The 16,687-nt window shown below is 71.5% G+C and carries 19 protein-coding genes; 14 read left to right on the top strand and 5 right to left on the bottom strand.

The features are described 5' to 3' along the window. Positions 1 to 18 precede the first annotated feature (18 nt). On the top strand, positions 19 to 684 hold the full coding sequence (locus tag ACFVWD_RS35800; RefSeq protein WP_389602200.1) for an AAA family ATPase: 666 nt from the start codon (positions 19 to 21) through the stop codon (positions 682 to 684). A gap of 386 nt (positions 685 to 1,070) precedes the next feature. On the opposite strand, the gene ybaK is transcribed toward ACFVWD_RS35800, so the two are convergent. From ybaK to ACFVWD_RS35820, 4 genes are all read right to left on the bottom strand, one after another. After that, positions 1,071 to 1,574 carry a Cys-tRNA(Pro) deacylase gene (gene ybaK, locus ACFVWD_RS35805; RefSeq protein ID WP_389602202.1) on the bottom strand — a complete coding sequence of 168 codons (504 nt, stop codon included), beginning with the start codon at positions 1,572 to 1,574 and terminating at the stop codon, positions 1,071 to 1,073. 35 nt (positions 1,575 to 1,609) lie between these two features. After that, entirely contained in the window at positions 1,610 to 2,350 is a 741-nt protein-coding gene (locus ACFVWD_RS35810) for an LON peptidase substrate-binding domain-containing protein (RefSeq protein WP_389602204.1), read from the bottom strand. Between the two features lie 11 nt (positions 2,351 to 2,361). Continuing rightward, positions 2,362 to 3,393, bottom strand: coding sequence for a hypothetical protein (locus ACFVWD_RS35815; protein WP_389602227.1), 1,032 nt, complete (start codon positions 3,391 to 3,393; stop codon positions 2,362 to 2,364). Between the two features lie 161 nt (positions 3,394 to 3,554). After that, the gene (locus ACFVWD_RS35820; RefSeq protein ID WP_389602206.1) at positions 3,555 to 5,132 is read right to left on the bottom strand and encodes an oxidoreductase; all 1,578 of its coding nucleotides are present in this window, start codon (positions 5,130 to 5,132) and stop codon (positions 3,555 to 3,557) included. A gap of 192 nt (positions 5,133 to 5,324) precedes the next feature. Here ACFVWD_RS35820 and hisD point away from each other — a divergent pair, with 192 nt between their 5' ends. The 10 genes from hisD to ACFVWD_RS35870 all read left to right on the top strand — a co-directional run bounded on the left by hisD (position 5,325) and on the right by ACFVWD_RS35870 (position 13,103). Next, a complete protein-coding gene (gene hisD / locus ACFVWD_RS35825; protein WP_389602207.1) occupies positions 5,325 to 6,665 on the top strand; it encodes a histidinol dehydrogenase in 1,341 nt (446 codons plus the stop codon). Further along, complete coding sequence (locus tag ACFVWD_RS35830) at positions 6,662 to 7,777, top strand: histidinol-phosphate transaminase (protein WP_385387258.1); 1,116 nt, start codon at positions 6,662 to 6,664, stop codon at positions 7,775 to 7,777. The genes hisD and ACFVWD_RS35830 overlap by 4 nt, the downstream gene beginning before the upstream one ends. After that, positions 7,774 to 8,367 (top strand): imidazoleglycerol-phosphate dehydratase HisB, encoded by a 594-nt coding sequence (gene hisB, locus ACFVWD_RS35835; RefSeq protein WP_054217455.1) that lies wholly within the window; start codon positions 7,774 to 7,776, stop codon positions 8,365 to 8,367. Before ACFVWD_RS35830 ends, hisB begins: the two co-directional genes overlap by 4 nt. A 4-nt stretch (positions 8,368 to 8,371) precedes the next feature. Next, the gene (locus ACFVWD_RS35840) at positions 8,372 to 8,536 is read left to right on the top strand and encodes a hypothetical protein (RefSeq protein WP_054231464.1); all 165 of its coding nucleotides are present in this window, start codon (positions 8,372 to 8,374) and stop codon (positions 8,534 to 8,536) included. After that, positions 8,527 to 9,174, top strand: a complete 648-nt coding sequence (hisH, locus tag ACFVWD_RS35845) for an imidazole glycerol phosphate synthase subunit HisH (RefSeq protein WP_389602209.1) — start codon at positions 8,527 to 8,529, stop codon at positions 9,172 to 9,174. Before ACFVWD_RS35840 ends, hisH begins: the two co-directional genes overlap by 10 nt. After that, entirely contained in the window at positions 9,171 to 9,896 is a 726-nt protein-coding gene (priA, locus tag ACFVWD_RS35850) for a bifunctional 1-(5-phosphoribosyl)-5-((5-phosphoribosylamino)methylideneamino)imidazole-4-carboxamide isomerase/phosphoribosylanthranilate isomerase PriA (RefSeq protein ID WP_054231462.1), read from the top strand. The genes hisH and priA overlap by 4 nt, the downstream gene beginning before the upstream one ends. Continuing rightward, complete coding sequence (locus ACFVWD_RS35855) at positions 9,893 to 10,306, top strand: RidA family protein (RefSeq protein WP_168508165.1); 414 nt, start codon at positions 9,893 to 9,895, stop codon at positions 10,304 to 10,306. The genes priA and ACFVWD_RS35855 overlap by 4 nt, the downstream gene beginning before the upstream one ends. Next, a complete protein-coding gene (gene hisF / locus ACFVWD_RS35860) occupies positions 10,303 to 11,058 on the top strand; it encodes an imidazole glycerol phosphate synthase subunit HisF (RefSeq protein WP_389602211.1) in 756 nt (251 codons plus the stop codon). The genes ACFVWD_RS35855 and hisF overlap by 4 nt, the downstream gene beginning before the upstream one ends. Positions 11,059 to 11,191: 133 nt before the next feature. Next, entirely contained in the window at positions 11,192 to 11,779 is a 588-nt protein-coding gene (locus ACFVWD_RS35865; protein ID WP_389602213.1) for an ArsR/SmtB family transcription factor, read from the top strand. A 79-nt stretch (positions 11,780 to 11,858) separates the two neighbouring features. Then, entirely contained in the window at positions 11,859 to 13,103 is a 1,245-nt protein-coding gene (locus tag ACFVWD_RS35870; protein ID WP_389602214.1) for an MFS transporter, read from the top strand. Positions 13,104 to 13,167: 64 nt separating this feature from the next. On the opposite strand, the gene ACFVWD_RS35875 is transcribed toward ACFVWD_RS35870, so the two are convergent. Then, positions 13,168 to 13,803 (bottom strand): TIGR03085 family metal-binding protein, encoded by a 636-nt coding sequence (locus tag ACFVWD_RS35875; protein ID WP_389602216.1) that lies wholly within the window; start codon positions 13,801 to 13,803, stop codon positions 13,168 to 13,170. A 119-nt stretch (positions 13,804 to 13,922) separates the two neighbouring features. On the opposite strand from ACFVWD_RS35875, the gene hisI reads away from it, so the two are divergent. From hisI to ACFVWD_RS35890, 3 genes are all read left to right on the top strand, one after another. Then, the gene (gene hisI, locus ACFVWD_RS35880) at positions 13,923 to 14,348 is read left to right on the top strand and encodes a phosphoribosyl-AMP cyclohydrolase (protein ID WP_389602218.1); all 426 of its coding nucleotides are present in this window, start codon (positions 13,923 to 13,925) and stop codon (positions 14,346 to 14,348) included. A gap of 11 nt (positions 14,349 to 14,359) precedes the next feature. Continuing rightward, positions 14,360 to 15,847, top strand: a complete 1,488-nt coding sequence (locus ACFVWD_RS35885; protein ID WP_389602220.1) for an anthranilate synthase component I — start codon at positions 14,360 to 14,362, stop codon at positions 15,845 to 15,847. A gap of 96 nt (positions 15,848 to 15,943) precedes the next feature. Beyond that, a complete protein-coding gene (locus ACFVWD_RS35890; RefSeq protein ID WP_389602221.1) occupies positions 15,944 to 16,597 on the top strand; it encodes a TIGR02234 family membrane protein in 654 nt (217 codons plus the stop codon). The last annotated feature ends 90 nt before the right edge of the window (positions 16,598 to 16,687 follow it).

The following is a 16,687-nucleotide window of genomic DNA, read 5'->3' on the forward strand; positions in this document are numbered from 1 at the left end:
GCCTGGCACGATGTCAGTGTGACCGCACCGCTGACTCCGCCTCCGCCGCCGCACCAACCGCCCTCCGACGACGCCCATGCCTGGCAGGCTCCGCCCGCCGGGGGCGGCGCGGGGACCGTCGGGTACGAACAGGACGGGCCCGGGATGAAGACCGAAGTGCGGGATGCCGCCGTCGTCACGGTGGCGGTGGCGCTCGCGGGAGTACTGCTCGGCGTGCTGTGGTGGTGGCTGGCGCCGCATGTGCCGCTGATCGCGGACGACAGCGCGGTGTATCTGAAGGACACCGAGGGTGAGCAGGCCATCGGGGTCGACGGGACGTTCACGTTGCTCGCGCTGGCGTTCGGTGCGGTCAGTGCGGTGGTGGTGTTTCTGGTGCGGCGGCGTGGGGGTGTGCCGCTCGTTGTCGCGCTGGCGGTGGGGGGTCTGCTCGGGTCGCTGCTCGCCTGGCGGATCGGGGTCTGGCTCGGGCCGACGCAGAACGTGGTCGCCCACGCCAAGCAAGTGGGCAAGGGGGTGACCTTCTCCGCGCCGTTGAAGCTCGGGGCGAAGGGGGCGTTGCTGGCGTGGTCCCTGGCGGGGCTGGTGGTTCATCTCGGCCTGACCGCGTTGTTCGGTCCCCGGGACCCGGATCCCTACGCGAGCCCGTACGGGGCTCCGACCCCACCGCAGCCGCCGACGGTCTGAACCGGGGGTAGGGGTGGCCTTTCCTCGCCCCCGCCGCCCCTACCCGTCCCATCCCCAGGGGGCTCCGCCCCCTCACCCCCGCCAGGGGCGCTGCGCCCCCTGGACCCCCGCATCGCCCGAAGGGCTCGTCCTCAAACGCCGGACGGGCTGAAGATGCCGGACGGACCGGAGACGCGGGGCGGAGCCCCGTCTCAGGGGCGCGGGGAACTGCGCGCTCAGCCCCCGCCGGGCGTCAGCCGACGGTCCTACCCCAGGGACCGGGCGCGTAGGTCATGGAGGTCGGTGGCCGTGGTTCGAGCGGCCCTTCTTCGTGCGCCACTTGCGTTTGCGGGTTCGTTTCGACATGCCTCTCGTGCTTAACGCAGGACGACGCATCCGTCGAGGGGTCACGCACGGGCGACCGGCGCGGACACCGCTTCCGTGAGGTGCGCCAAGTCGTCGGGGGAGACCTCCACCTCAAGGCCCCGGCGGCCGGCCGAGACGCAGATCGTGGCGTGCCGGAGGGCCGAGGCGTCCAGGACCGTGGGGAGCTTCTTGCGCTGGCCCAGGGGGGAGATGCCGCCGCGGACGTAGCCCGTGGTGCGTTCGGCGGCCGCCGGGTCGGCCATGGCGGCGCGCTTGCCGCCCACCGCCGTGGCCAGGGCCTTCAGGTCCAGGGAGCCCGCGACGGGGACCACGGCGACCACGAGGGAGCCGTCCACGTCCGCGACCAGGGTCTTGAAGACGCGGTCGGGGGAGACGCCCATCGCCTCGGCGGCCTCCTCGCCGTAGGACGGGTGCGCGGGGTCGTGCTCGTAGGCGTGGACCGTGTACGCGACGCCCGCCGCCGTCAGGGCCACCGTCGCGGGCGTGCCCCCGGACTGCTGCTGCTTCTTCGACTTCTTCGCCAAGGTGTCGATGCCTTACATCAATGACGTCGAGTGCGTCAGTTGAGACTTGTCGGGTTGCGCGTCAGTTCCGACGCCGGCAACGACGGCAGATTACGGATGATGGCGGTCTCGGCGCGCAGGAGTTTCAGCTCTTCGTGGAGGCGGGTGGCCGTGTCGGGAGCCTGGAGCAGCTTCTGCTTGGCCGGGATGTCGAGCATCACGGCGGCCGCCACCAGGTAGGAGACCACCGCCGGGTCGTCCGGCAGGTCCGCGCCGGTGGACAGTGAGCGTTCGCGGGCGCCCGCCAGCCGCTTCTGGTACTGGCGGAAGGCCCGCAGGACGCCCTCGGCGAGTGCGCCGGCCTCCTCGCCGGGTTCCTCCGGAAGTTCCTCCAGCTCGGCCGTCAGGAACGGGCCGGTGGCGTCCACGGACAGGAGCCGTACCCGCGTGGTGCCGGTGGCCAGTACCTCGAAACTGCCGTCGGCGCGCTCCCGGATGGTGGCCGCGTCCGCGACGCAGCCCATCTCGTGGAAGGCCTTGAGCGGGTCGTCCCCGAACCCGGCCGTGGGACCGCGCTGCGGCAGCGCCGTCTGGTCCGGCATGCCGGGTGCGGAGGGCGCGACCTCGTGGCCGTCGCGGATGGCGACGACGGCGAACCGGCGCGGTTCGTCCTCGGGGGTCTTCAGCAGTTCGCGCATCATGGCGCGATAGCGCTCCTCGAAAATGTTCAGGGGAAGCACGAGACCCGGGAAAAGTACCGAGTTCAGGGGGAAGAGCGGGAGCCGGACGGTGGTCACGACGCGAAAGCCTAATGGTCGCCGGAGCGGGCACGTCCGCCGTGCTCACTCCGTGGATGGAGGGGGATGTTCGAGGCGACCTCCAGGCGGACTCCGTCGCGCAGCTCCAGGAACTGGCCCAGCGGGTCGTCGGAGACCCGGTCCCAGGGGAACGAGGTCGCGTACGGGCCGATCAGACGGAGCTGGTCCAGGGCGTCCTGCCAGCGCTCCAGCCTGATCAGGACGTAGGTGAGGAGGTTGCGTACCTCCGCGGGCCACGGGTCGGCGGGCGCGTATGCCGCCGAGACCGCGATCGCGAGGTCGGCCGCCTCGTCGAGCCGCTCACGCGGGATGACGGCCCGGCCGCCCTCGGTCAGATAGGCGAAGGCCGCCCGCACCGGAAGCGCCTGTACGAGTGAGCCGGGCAGCGCGTCCTGCGCGGCCCGCTCGGCGAAGTCGAAGCACTCGCGGTGCGAGCCGTACCAGGCGGCCGACAGGTACTTCAGGGCGGCCACATGGCAGCCGTAGTGGTGCGGGGAGCGGCGTACGGCCTCGCCCCACAGCTTCTCGAACTCGGTGTGTCCGGCATTGGTGCCACGGGCGTGGTCGAGCGCGATCCGCCAGGGCACCGGGTCGCGCGGGTCGCCCTCGGCGGCGGCGGCGATCAGCGGGCCGACCTCGCGCAGCAGCTCGGAGCGGGCGGGCGACTCCCACCAGCGGCGCACTGAGAGCTCGGCCTTGACCAGGAGCGCGTCCGGGTCGTGCGGGGACCCGCTCTGCCAGGTCTGGAGCCATTCGTCGCGGGTGCACGCGAAGGCGGCGAGGCGTCTCGCGTAGCGGTCGCGGTTCTCCCACTCGGCGGCCTCGCGGGTGGTGGCGAGCAGTTTGGCCGCGATGTCGTACTCACCGCGGGCCGCCGCGACGAGGGCCGGGGCGAGCCGTTCGTCCGGGGCGTCCAGCAGTACCTCGTCGTCGGCGGGCAGTCCGGCGGCGAGGCGCGAAGTGTTCTTGACCATCCGGGCCGTACGGATGAACGCGCGCAGCAGTGCCATGGTGTCGACCATTGAAAGCCGCAGGTCGGAGCTGTACCAGAGGGTGTGCGGTGACACTTTCGTAACCCTCGTTTGGTTGTATGTCAGTTGGTCAAGGATAGGTAAAAAGTGACTGTTGTTCTACTATTGAACACCTGTCAACAGTATGGCCGGATGCTGTCCCACGGGGCCCCTCAGCTGCGGCGCAGCAGCCGCGTCGCCCCCGCCGCCACCGTCGTCGCCAGGATCCAGCCCAGGAGGATCACCACCGCGGCCAGCCACTGCCAGCCGCCGCGCAGCTGCCAGACGTCCACCTGGCCGAGGTCGATCACCGGCAGCAGCAGGTCGAGGGCGAACAGCGCGGCGTTCCACGGCGGATGCCCGCCGTTCACCGGGGTGCGGGTCGCGTGCGAGAAGGCGATCGAGGAGGCTGCCCACAGCACCGCCATCCACAGGGCCGCCCGGCCGGGCCGGTACCCGTAGGCGACCGTCCAGTCCTGCGCGTACCCCCACAGCTTGGCCGCGAGCGGCAGGGTCTCGCGGCGGCGGCGCTGCTTGGCGAGCAGCACCTCGCGCGCGTCCTCGTCCTCGCCGGAGTCGCGCAGCACGGTGGCCAGCCGCTCGTACGGCTCCGGGCTGTACTCGGCGGTCGCCGCCGCCACCCACTCCAGGCGCCGGGTCAGCGGGAAGGCGCCCTGCGGTACGAGGTTCTCGTAGCTGAAGCCGCCCATGTGGAGGTTGCCGGGGCCCGGCCAGCTGTCCGCCAGGTCGACGAGATTGACGATCCGCGCGCCCGACAGGACCACCTTGCCCCGCTCGGGGCGCTCCCCGAGGAAGCGCAGCTCGGGCGTCTGCACCCGCAGCAGGGACAGCTCCTGGTCGTCGTCGAAGGTGAAACGGGCCCGCTCGAGATCGAGGGCGTCCCCGAACCGTCCGTCGTCGAGGCGGATCCCGCCCTGGCACTCGAAGCGCTGCACCAGCGTCCCGCGCGCCGGGGTGGTGCCGCTGGTCAGCAGGGGATTGCCGAGGCCCGCGGGGGTCATGTAGAGCGTGCGGTTGACGGTCAGCTGCGGAGCGTTCAGAGCCAGCCGCGAGTACGGGTTGTTCAGCTTGCTGCCGCGCAGGCTGAGCGAGACGCCGACGGTGGCGCCGCGCAGGCTCAGCTCGCCGTGCGACTCCAGCATCTCGGCCTGCAGGTCCTGTCCCACGGTCATACCGTCGCCGGTGAGCGAGCGGCCGCGCCGGTCCCGGTAGACCACGGCCTGGTTGAGCAGCAGATCCGTACCGATGTGCGCGTCGGTCAGCCGCACCCCGTTGTGGAAACGGCAGCGGGGCAGATGCAGATCCCCCTCGGTGTGGACCCGGGCCGCCTCCAGGCGCGGCACCGAGCAGTTGACCAGGCGCACGGTCGTGAAGTGCGCCTCCGGCAGCAGGATCTCCTTCTCGAACCGGCAGCCCTTCAGCTCCACGTACGGCACCACCGTGCCGCCCGCGAGGTCGAGGACGTCCGTGATCTGCACGCCGGTCAGCTTCAGGGAAGCGACCCGGCCCTGGAGGGCGGGCGGCCCGTCGAGCAGCAGCCACGCCACGATCCGGGCCCGGACACTGCGCTCGGGCCCCCAGGGATGGCCGCCGTGCGGATCGTCCACGGTCATGTCCCCGCCGCGCAGGTCGTACACGGTGCCGTTGCGGAAGGCCTGCCACATCCCGGCCTCGGCGGCGGTCAACTCGTCCGGCAGGTCCCCACTGCGGAGGCCGGCACCCTCGGTCACGTCACGTCCCTCCCTCCCCAGCTACTCGCGGGTTTCGTACAGCCGTTCATGCCCGCTGTGTGACGGGTCGAACGCTACTGGTGACGGAGATCTCCAGGGGGAGCCTGGGACGGCTTGTATCAGCCATTGATACAGGCGTCCGGCGTCTTATCGCCGTCTGAGAGAATTGGGACCGTGCTGCAATCTCTTCGTATGGCCCGAATCGATCTGCGCGGCGACGCCCTCCCCGAGGGCTCCGCCCTGCGCGACCTGCTGCCCCGAGCCGACTTCGACGTACAGGCCGCCCTGGAGAAGGTGCGTCCGATCTGCGAGGCCGTGCATCATCGTGGGGACGCGGCGCTCATCGACTACGCGGAGAAATTCGACGGGGTGCGGCTGGCATCCGTACGGGTTCCGGCCCAGGCGCTCACCGACGCGCTGGAGCAGCTCGACCCGGCCGTGCGCGCGGCCCTGGAGGAGTCCGTCCGCCGCGCCCGCCTGGTCCACCGCGAGCAGCGCCGCACCGCGCACACCACCCAGGTCGTGCCGGGTGGCTCGGTCACCGAGAAGTGGGTGCCGGTCGAGCGCGTCGGCCTGTACGCGCCCGGTGGACGTTCGGTCTACCCCTCGTCGGTGATCATGAACGCGGTTCCGGCGCAGGAGGCCGGAGTCGCCTCCATGGCGCTCGCCTCCCCGCCGCAGAAGCCCCGTTTCGAGAATGATCCAGCCGGGGGTCTCCCGCACCCCACGATCCTCGCCGCCTGCGCCCTCCTCGGCATCGACGAGGTGTACGCGGTCGGCGGTGCCCAGGCCGTCGCGATGTTCGCGCACGGAACCGAGTCCTGCGCCCCGGCCAACATGGTCACCGGGCCCGGCAACATCTGGGTCGCCGCCGCCAAGCGCTACTTCACGGGCAAGATCGGCATCGACACCGAGGCCGGTCCCACCGAGATCGCGATCCTCGCGGACGAGACCGCCGACCCGGTGCACGTGGCCTCCGACCTGATCAGCCAGGCCGAGCACGACCCGCTCGCCGCCGCCGTCCTCGTCACGGACTCCGTCGAGCTGGCGGAGGCGGTCGAGAAGGAGCTGGAGGCGCAGGTCGCGGCCACCAAGCACATCGAGGACCGGATCGTCCCCGCGCTGCGCGGCAGGCAGTCCGCGATCGTCCTCGTCGACGGCGTGGACGAGGGCCTGCGGGTCGTCGACGCGTACGGCGCCGAGCACCTGGAGATCCAGACGGCGGACGCTGCCGCCGTCGCGGACCGGGTGAAGAACGCGGGCGCGATCTTCGTGGGCGCCTGGGCGCCGGTGTCGCTCGGCGACTACTGCGCGGGCTCCAACCACGTGCTGCCCACCGGCGGCTGCGCCTGCCACTCCTCGGGGCTGAGCGTCCAGTCCTTCCTGCGCGGGATCCACATCGTGGACTACACGCGCGACGCCCTCGCCGAGGTGGCGCACCACGTGGTGACGCTCGCGGAGGCGGAGGACCTGCCGGCCCACGGGGCGGCGATCAAGGCTCGTTTCGGGTGGAAGGTTCCAGAGAGCAAGTGACCGGTATCGACGATCTTCCCGTACGGGACGAGCTGCGCGGCAAGTCCCCCTACGGCGCGCCCCAACTCGACGTGCCCGTACGGCTGAACACCAACGAGAACCCGTACCCGCTGCCCGAACCGCTCGTCGAGCGGATCGCCGAGCGGGTCCGCGAGGCCGCCCGCAACCTCAACCGCTACCCCGACCGCGACGCGGTGGAGCTCCGTACCGAGCTGGCCAAGTACCTGACGAGGACCGGCGGGCACCGGGTCGGCGTCGAGAACGTCTGGGCGGCCAACGGCTCGAACGAGGTCATCCAGCAGCTGCTGCAGACCTTCGGCGGCCCCGGCCGTACGGCGATCGGCTTCGAACCCTCGTACTCGATGCACGCGCTCATCGCGCGCGGCACCGGCACGGCCTGGATCTCGGGCCCCCGCGACGAGGACTTCACGATCGACCTGGCGGCCGCCACACGCGCCATCGCCGAGAACCGCCCGGACGTCGTCTTCATCACCACCCCCAACAACCCCACGGGCAACGCGGTGCCGCGTGAGACGGTCCTCGCGCTGTACGAGGCGGCGCAGGCCGCCAGGCCGTCCATGGTCGTGGTCGACGAGGCGTACATCGAGTTCAGCCACGGCGACTCGCTGCTGCCGCTGATCGAAGGCCGGCCGAATCTCGTCGTGTCGCGGACGATGTCGAAGGCGTTCGGCGCGGCCGGACTGCGCCTCGGCTATCTCGCCGCGCACCCCGCGGTCGTCGACGCGGTCCAGCTCGTACGGCTGCCCTACCACCTGTCGGCCGTCGCGCAGGCCACCGCCCTGGCCGCCCTGGAGCACACCGACACGCTGCTCGGGTACGTCGAGCAGCTGAAGGCCGAGCGGGACCGTCTGGTCGCCGAATTGCGTGCGATCGGGTACGAGGTGACCGAGTCCGACGCGAACTTCGTCCAGTTCGGGCGATTCGACGGCGAGGGTGGCTCCCACGAGGCCTGGCAGAAGATCCTCGACCGGGGCGTCCTGGTCCGGGACAACGGCGTACCGGGATGGCTGCGGGTCTCCGCCGGCACCCCGGCCGAAAACGACGCGTTCCTGGACGCGGTCCGTGAGTTGAAGAAGGAGCAGAGCGCATGAGCCGCGTCGGAAGAGTGGAGCGGACGACCAAGGAGACGTCGGTCCTCGTCGAGATCGATCTCGACGGGTCCGGCAAGGTCGAGGTGTCGACGGGCGTCGGCTTCTACGACCACATGCTCGACCAGCTCGGCCGGCACGGTCTGTTCGACCTGACCGTGAAGACCGAGGGCGACCTGCACATCGACTCGCACCACACCATCGAGGACACCGCCCTCGCGCTCGGCGCCGCCTTCAAGCAGGCACTCGGCGACAAGGTGGGCATCTACCGCTTCGGCAACTGCACGGTCCCGCTGGACGAGTCCCTCGCCCAGGTGACCGTCGACCTGTCGGGCCGCCCGTACCTCGTGCACACCGAGCCCGAGAACATGGCGCCGATGATCGGCGAGTACGACACGACGATGACCCGGCACATCCTGGAGTCCTTCGTCGCCCAGGCCCAGATCGCACTGCACGTGCACGTGCCCTACGGGCGCAACGCGCACCACATCGTGGAGTGCCAGTTCAAGGCGCTCGCCCGGGCGCTGCGGTACGCCTCCGAGCGCGACCCGCGCGCCGCCGGCATCCTCCCCTCCACGAAGGGCGCGCTGTAAAGCCATGACAGGCCTCAACACCATCCTCATCGTCGTCGGACTCTTCCTCCTGGGCGGCGTCTACTCCTTCGTCAAGCAGAAGATGCCCGCGAGCCTCATCGTGCTGCTCTCCATCGGCGCCGCGATGTGTCTGATCGCGGGCGTCATGAGGCTGGAGGTGTGGAATTGACCGCTCCTAAGAAGGTCGTCGTTTTCGACTACGGCTTCGGGAACGTGCGTTCCGCCGAGCGTGCCCTCGCGCGCGCGGGCGCCGAGGTCGAGATAACGCGTGACTTCGACAAGGCCATGAACGCGGACGGGCTGCTGGTGCCCGGCGTCGGCGCCTTCGCCGCCTGCATGAAGGGTCTCAAGGACGCCCGCGGCGACTGGATCATCGGCCGCCGTCTGTCCGGCGGCCGCCCGGTGATGGGCATCTGCGTCGGTATGCAGATCCTCTTCGCGCGCGGCATCGAGCACGGCGTGGAGACCGAGGGCCTCGACGAGTGGCCCGGCACGGTCGAGCCGCTCCAGGCCGACATCGTGCCCCACATGGGCTGGAACACGGTCGACGCCCCGGCCGGCTCCCGGCTCTTCACGGGGCTCGACCCCGAGGCGCGCTTCTACTTCGTGCACTCCTACGCCGTCCACGACTGGTCCCTGGAAGTGGGCAACCCGGCGCTGCGCGCACCCCTGGTGACCTGGTCGACGCACGGCAAGCCCTTCGTGGCGGCCGTCGAGAACGGCCCCCTGTGGGCCACGCAGTTCCACCCCGAGAAGTCCGGCGACGCCGGAGCCCAGCTCCTCACCAACTGGATCGGAACACTGTGAGCAAGCTCGAACTCCTCCCCGCCGTCGACGTCCGCGACGGCCAGGCCGTCCGGCTCGTGCACGGCGAGTCCGGGACGGAAACTTCTTACGGCTCCCCTCTTGAGGCCGCCCTCGCCTGGCAGAGCTCGGGCGCCGAGTGGCTGCACCTCGTCGACCTGGACGCCGCGTTCGGCACCGGCGACAACCGCAAGCTGATCGCCGAGGTCGCCGGCGCCATGGACATCAAGGTCGAGCTGTCCGGCGGCATCCGCGACGACGACACGCTCGCCGCAGCCCTCGCCACCGGCTGCACCCGGGTCAACCTCGGCACCGCCGCCCTGGAGACCCCCGAGTGGGTCGCCAAGGTCATCGCCGAGCACGGCGACAAGATCGCGGTCGGTCTCGACGTACGCGGCACGACGCTGCGCGGCCGCGGCTGGACCCGCGACGGCGGCGACCTCTACGAGACGCTGGAGCGCCTCAACGCCGAGGGCTGCGCGCGCTATGTCGTCACGGACATCGCCAAGGACGGCACGCTGCAGGGCCCGAACCTGGAGCTGCTGCGCACTGTGTGCGCCGCGACGGACCGCCCGGTCGTCGCGTCGGGCGGGGTCTCCTCCCTGGACGACCTGCGCGCCATCGCCGAGCTCGTGCCGCTGGGCGTCGAGGGTTCCATCGTCGGCAAGGCCCTCTACGCCAAGGCGTTCACCCTGGAAGAGGCCCTGGAGGCGGTAGCCAAGTGAGCGACGTACGACGTGTCACGACCGGCGCACCCTGGGAGGACGCCTTCGGCTACTCCCGCGCGGTGGAGCTGCCGAACGGCCTGGTGCTGGTCTCCGGCTGCACCTCCGTGATCGACGGAGCGATCGTCGACGGCGACCCGTACGAGCAGGCGGTCAACTCCTTCAACGTCGCGCTCGCCGCGTTGTGGGAGCTCGGCCTCGGCCGTGACGACGTCGTCCGTACGCGCATGTACATCACCCACGCCCGGGACGTGGAGGAGGTCGGACGCGCCCACAAGGAGCTGTTCGACACCGTCCGCCCCGCCGCGTCCATGATCATCGTCTCCGGCTTCGTGGACTCGCGACTGGTCGTCGAGGTCGAGGTGGAGGCGTTCCGCTCCGGCGGAGAAGACGGAGTGTCCGCAGCATGACCCTTGCCGTACGAGTCATCCCCTGCCTGGACGTGGACAACGGCCGGGTCGTCAAGGGGGTCAACTTCCAGAACCTGCGCGACGCGGGTGACCCCGTCGAGATGGCCAAGGTGTACGACGCCGAGGGCGCCGACGAGCTGACGTTCCTGGACATCACCGCGTCCTCGGGCAACCGCGAGACCACCTACGACGTGGTGCGCCGTACGGCCGAGCAGGTCTTCATCCCGCTCACCGTGGGCGGCGGTGTACGCACCGCCGAGGACGTCGACAAGCTGCTGCGGGCGGGTGCCGACAAGGTCGGGGTCAACACGGCGGCGATCGCGCGGCCCGAACTCATCCGGGAGATCGCGGAGCGGTTCGGGCGGCAGGTGCTGGTGCTGTCGGTGGACGCACGGCGCACTCCCGGGGGGACCTTCGAGGTCACCACCCACGGCGGGCGCAAGGGCACCGGCATCGACGCGATCGAGTGGGCACACCAGGCCGCCGAGCTGGGCGCGGGCGAGATCCTGCTCAACTCGATGGACGCGGACGGCACGAAGGACGGCTACGACATCGAGATGATCGAGGCCGTCCGCAGGCACGTCACCGTGCCGCTCATCGCCAGCGGCGGCGCGGGCCGGCTCGCCGACTTCCCGCCGGCCATCGCCGCGGGCGCCGACGCGGTGCTCGCCGCGTCCGTCTTCCACTTCGGGGATCTGCGGATCGGCCAGGTGAAGGAGGCGCTGCACGGGGCGGGGCACCCCGTTCGCTGACGCGTGGCGGTGCTGCAGGCAGTGTGCTGAGCCCCGGTCACTGGGTGGCCGGGGCTCACTTGTGGGCAGATGCAAAAGATAAGTTGCGCAAAATATGTTGTGCAATTTTTCTTTCGTATCTACGGTCGGGGGCATGGCAAGCAAGGAGAACCGCCGGATCACGGACATGGGCACGCTCAAGGCGCTGGCCCACCCGTTGCGGATGAAGCTCTACCGGGGGCTCATCGTGGCCCGGGTCGCCACCGCCTCCCAGCTGGCGGAACAGGTCGACGAGGCCGTCTCACTGGTCAGCTACCACCTGCGCAAGCTGGCCGAGCACGGCGTGATCGAGGAGGCGCCGGCACAGAGCGCCGACGGCCGGGAGCGCTGGTGGCAGCCCGCCTCGGACGGGGTCAGCATCCGCGACGAGGACTTCCGCGGCGCGCCCGAGAAGGCCGCTGTGTACACCGCGGCCAGTCGGCTCTTCTCCGAGCAGCGCACCGACCTTTACCGCCGGTACCTCGACGAACGCGCTCACTGGACGCCCGAGTGGAACCGCGCCGCAGAGTCCTCCGAGTCCGCGATGCGGCTGACGGCCGGTGAGCTTGCCGAGCTGGTCGCGGACATGCAGGCCCTGTTCAAGGCCTACACGGAGCGGGGCCGGGCCGCCGAGGAGGCCGGTGAGACCGAAGGCCGCGAGAACGTCGCGGTGCACACGTACGCCTTCCCGTTCCGCGTCTGAGACGCAACTCGGCCGCGTCTGAGCCGGGTCTGATCCGCGTCTGAGCCGGGTCTGAGCCGGGTCTGAGAGGACACACTCCATGAGCGTCACCGCGCTGCGGTCGGGCGTGGCCGGCGAACGGCCCGCCCACCGTGACTCCAACGTGCTGCGCTGGCTAGGCGCGTACGCCTCGTCGGCGATCGGCGACAACGTCTACTACATCGCCCTGTCCTGGGCCGCCGTCCAGGCCGGGACGCCCGCGCAGGCCGGGCTCGTGTCGGCCGCCAGTGCCGTGCCCCGCGCCCTGCTGATGCTCGGTGGGGGAGTGGTCGCCGACCGGTTCGGGCCGCGTCGCGTGGTCGTCGGCAGCAGCGCGGTGCGCTGTGCCCTCGTCCTGACCGCCGCAGGGCTGCTCCTGGCGACCAGTCCCGGCCTCTGGGCGCTGGGTGCGGTGGCCGTGCTCTTCGGGGTCGTGGACGCGGTCTTCCTGCCCGCCGCGGGCGCTCTCCCCGCCCTGCTCGCCCCTCGGAGCCAGCTCGCCCGGGTCCAGGGCCTGCGGGGCCTCGCGACCCGGCTCGCCACCGTCCTCGGCGGTCCGCTCGGCGGCCTGGGCGTGGCCCTCGGCGGTACCGCCGGAGCGTTCGCACTGGCCGCGCTGCTGATCGGGGTGTCCCTGCCGATGCTGCTGACCATACGGGTCGGGCAGTTGCCCGTGGACGACGAGAAGGCGCGCGGAGCGGTCATGGCCGAACTCCGGGACGGGCTCCGGCGCATCCGCCGACACCCGGTGCTCCGCCCTTTGGTGCTCGCCATCGCCCTCTCCGACCTGGGGTTCGTCGGACCGATGAACCTCGGCCTGACCCTGCTCTCGCAGCAGCGCGGGTGGGGGTCGTCCGGAATGGGCTGGGTGCTCGCCGGGTTCGGGACCGGCGCCGGCGCCGCGTCCCTGCTGCTCGCCCTGCGGGGGCGGGTGCCCCGCGCCGGACTCGTGATGGCGGTGACGACCGTCGCGGGTTCGGTGGCCATCGGGGGGCTCGCGCAGGTGGCGTCCGTCGCCGCCGGGGCGTGTGTGGCCCTGCTCATCGGACTGCTGGCCGGGCTGGGCGGGGCCGTGAGCGGTGCGCTGGTGCAGGCGCAGACCGAACCCGCCTACGCCGGTCGGGTCATCTCGGTCTCGACCCTGGTCAGCTTCGGCGTCGCGCCGCTCACCTTCCCGGTGGTCGGCTGGGCCGTCGACCGGTGGGGCACCGGCCCGGTCTTCACGGCCTGCGCCGCGATCTGCGCCCTGAGCGGGATCATCGCCCTCTGCTCCCGTCCCCTGCGCCGCGCCGAGCTGCCGCGCTGAGCGGGCCGCTCGGATGCCTGGCAGGTCCGGCGGTTCGGAGCTGCTCCCGGTTCGGTGAGGCCGCTCAGAGACCCAGCTGCTTCGTCTCGCTCAGTTTCGCGATCGCGTCCTTGTCGCCCTCCAGCTCCACGTCGGCCGTCTTCTGCCGGCCGAGGACGAACATCAGCAGCTCCGAGGGCTCGCCGGTCACCGTCACGACCGGTGTGCCCCGGTGGGCGACCGCCGTCTGGCCGTCCGGGCGGCGCAGCACCAGGCCGGTCGGGGCGCCACGGCCGGCGAGGCGGGCGGTGCGCTCCAGGCGGGACCACAGGGCGTCCTGGAAGACCGGGTCCAGCGGGCGCGGCGTCCAGTCCGGCTGGGCCCGCCGCACGTCCTCGGTGTGGACGTAGAACTCGACCGTGTTCGACGCCTCGTCGATCTGCTTCAGCGCGAAGGGCGAGAAGCGTGGCGGGCCCGTACGGATCAGCTGGATCAGCTCCTCGTACGGCTTCTCGGCGAACTCCGCCTGCACCCGCTCCAGACGCGGCGCGAGCTGTTTGACCAGCAGCCCGCCCGCGGCGTCCGCGCGGCGCTCGCGCACCACCACGTGCGCGGCGAGATCACGGGTGTTCCAGCCCTCGCACAGGGTCGGGGCGTCCGGGCCCTCGGCCTCCAACAGGTCGGCGAGGAGAAGTCGTTCACGCTTGGCATGGGTCGACATGCCAGCAAGCCTACGACCGCCCCGGGAGCGCGCACAGTGGACACCGGCGGGCGGGGGAGCACGGTCCGGCCTGTGGACAACCGGCGGGTGCGTCCCACGGGCGCGGCACAATGGTCGGCATGACCAGCACGCCCCCGCCCAGCAGCCCCAGCGGCCTGGATCCCGAGATCGCCGCGCGTCTCAAGCGCAGCACCGACGGACTCGTCCCCGCCATCGCCCAGCAGTACGACACCGGTGAGGTGCTGATGCTCGGCTGGATGGACGACGAGGCGTTGCACCGCACCCTCACCACGGGCCGCTGCACGTACTGGTCGCGCAGCCGCCGGGAGTACTGGGTCAAGGGCGACACCTCCGGCCACTTCCAGTGGGTGAAGTCCGTGGCCCTCGACTGCGACGCCGACACCCTCCTGGTCCAGGTCGACCAGGTGGGCGCCGCCTGCCACACGGGCGCCCGCACCTGCTTCGACGAGGACGTGCTCCTCAAGGAGGCGGCCTCCGTGGACACCCAGGGCGCCGATTCCGGCGTACCGTCACTGGATCAGTAAGGTCAGCCGCCATGGACCTCGAGACGTTCCGCAAGCTGGCCACCGACCGCCGTGTCATCCCCGTCAGCCGCAAGCTCCTCGCCGACGGCGACACGCCGGTCGCGCTCTACCGCAAGCTGGCCGCCGAGCGCCCCGGCACCTTCCTCCTGGAATCCGCCGAGAACGGCCGCGCGTCCTTCTCGTGGTCCCGGTACTCCTTCATCGGCGTCCGCAGCCAAGCCACCCTGACGGAGCGCGACGGGCAGGCCCACTGGCTCGGCACCCCGCCCGTCGGCGTCCCCGCCGACGGGGACCCGCTGGCCGCCCTGCGCGCCACCATCGAGGCCCTGCACACACCGCACGGAGAGGGCCTGCCCCCGTTCACCGGAGGCATGGTCGGCTACCTCGGCTACGACATCGTGCGCCGCCTGGAGAAGATCGGCCCCGGTGAGCAGGACGACCTGAAGCTCCCCGAGCTGACCATGCTGCTCACCAGCGACCTCGCCGTCATGGACCACTGGGACGGCTCGGTCCAGCTGATCGCCAACGCCATCAACCACAACGACCTCGACACGGGAGTCGACGAGGCCTACGCGGACGCGGTCGCCCGTCTCGACGCCATGGAGGCCGACCTCTCCCGCGCGGTCTCCCAGCCGCCCGCCGCGCTCCCGCCCTCCGAGCTGCCCGAGTACACCGCCCTGTGGGGCGGCCCGGACTTCCAGGACGCCGTCGAGGACATCAAGGAGCGCATCCGGGCGGGCGAGGCCTTCCAGGTCGTCCCCTCCCAGCGCTTCGAAACGCCGTGCACGGCAAGCGCGTTGGACGTCTATCGCGTGCTGAGGGCGACCAATCCCTCCCCGTACATGTATCTCTTCCGCTTCGACGGCTTCGACGTCGTCGGCTCGTCTCCCGAGGCCCTGGTCAAGGTCGAGGACGGGCAGGCGATGGTGCACCCCATCGCGGGCACCCGGCCGCGCGGCGCCACCGTCCAGGAGGACCAGGCCCTCGCCGACGAGCTGATCGCCGACCCCAAGGAGCGCGCCGAGCACCTGATGCTCGTCGACCTGGGGCGCAACGACCTGGGGCGGGTCTGCGAGCCCGGCTCCGTCGAGGTCGTCGACTTCATGTCGATCGAGCGCTACTCGCACGTGATGCACATCGTGTCCACCGTGACCGGACGCGTCGCGGCGGGCCGTACGGCCTTCGACGTCCTCACCGCCTGCTTCCCGGCCGGCACCCTCTCCGGCGCCCCCAAGCCGCGCGCGATGCAGATCATCGACGAACTCGAACCGTCCCGGCGGGGACTGTACGGCGGTTGCGTCGGCTACCTCGACTTCGCCGGCGACTCCGACACCGCCATCGCCATCCGTACGGCCCTGCTGCGCGACGGCACCGCGTACGTCCAGGCGGGCGCCGGAATCGTCGCCGACTCGGACCCCGTCGCAGAGGACGACGAGTGCCGCAACAAGGCCGCCGCGGTCCTGCGCGCGGTGCACACCGCCAACCGGCTCGACCGGTAGAAGGCGGCGGAACCCGGGTCCTGCGGTACGAGTTCGGGCAATAGGACGAGGCTCACGTGAACCCCGGGTGACGGTTCGCCCGGGGTTCAGGCGATAGTGGAGTACGTGACAGCTGTACCTCCCCCCCGATCCGAAGCCGCGGGACCCGCCCGGTCCGGCCGCCGCAGCCTCGCCGTCGCCCTGCTCAGCGGCGCCCTCGGCGCGGCCGTGGCGCTGCTCTCCACCCGGCAGAGCTGGTCGGAGGGCACCGCGACGGTGGCCGGCGGCGCCTTCCCGCTGACCGCCAAGGGCAGCGACGTCACGGGCGTGCCCGCGGCGCTCGCCATAGTGGGCCTCGCCGCACTCGTCGCCGTCTTCGCCGTCCGCAGCTCCGGGCGCTTCCTCGTCTCCGCCCTGCTCGCGCTCTCCGGCGCGGGCACGGTCGTGGCGGCGGTGCTCGGCGCGAGCGACAACTCCGCCCTCGACGAGAAGGCCGCGGCCGCCTCCGGCGACACCGCCGCCACCGCGAGCGCCCTCAGCCACACCGGCTGGCCCTACGCGGCCGCGGCGGGTGGCGCGCTCATCCTCCTCGCGGGGCTGCTCGCGCTGCGCTACGGACGGCTGTGGCCCGCGATGTCCGGCCGCTACGAGCGCGACGGGACGCCCCGGCCGCGCAAGGCCAAGCCGGTCGACCCCGACCGGCCCGAGGACATCTGGAAGGCGCTCGACCGGGGCGAGGACCCGACGGGACCGGATCCGGCCGGGACCTAGGTCCTGTCGTCAAATTCCCGTCGTCCGCCCGGAGGGCGGGCCCTGCGGCGTCAGGTGCGTGCTCTCGGCGTGCCGGGCACAGGCCCTCGT

The organism is Streptomyces sp. NPDC058086 (assembly GCF_042885015.1).
Classification (GTDB): Bacteria; Actinomycetota; Actinomycetes; order Streptomycetales; family Streptomycetaceae; genus Streptomyces.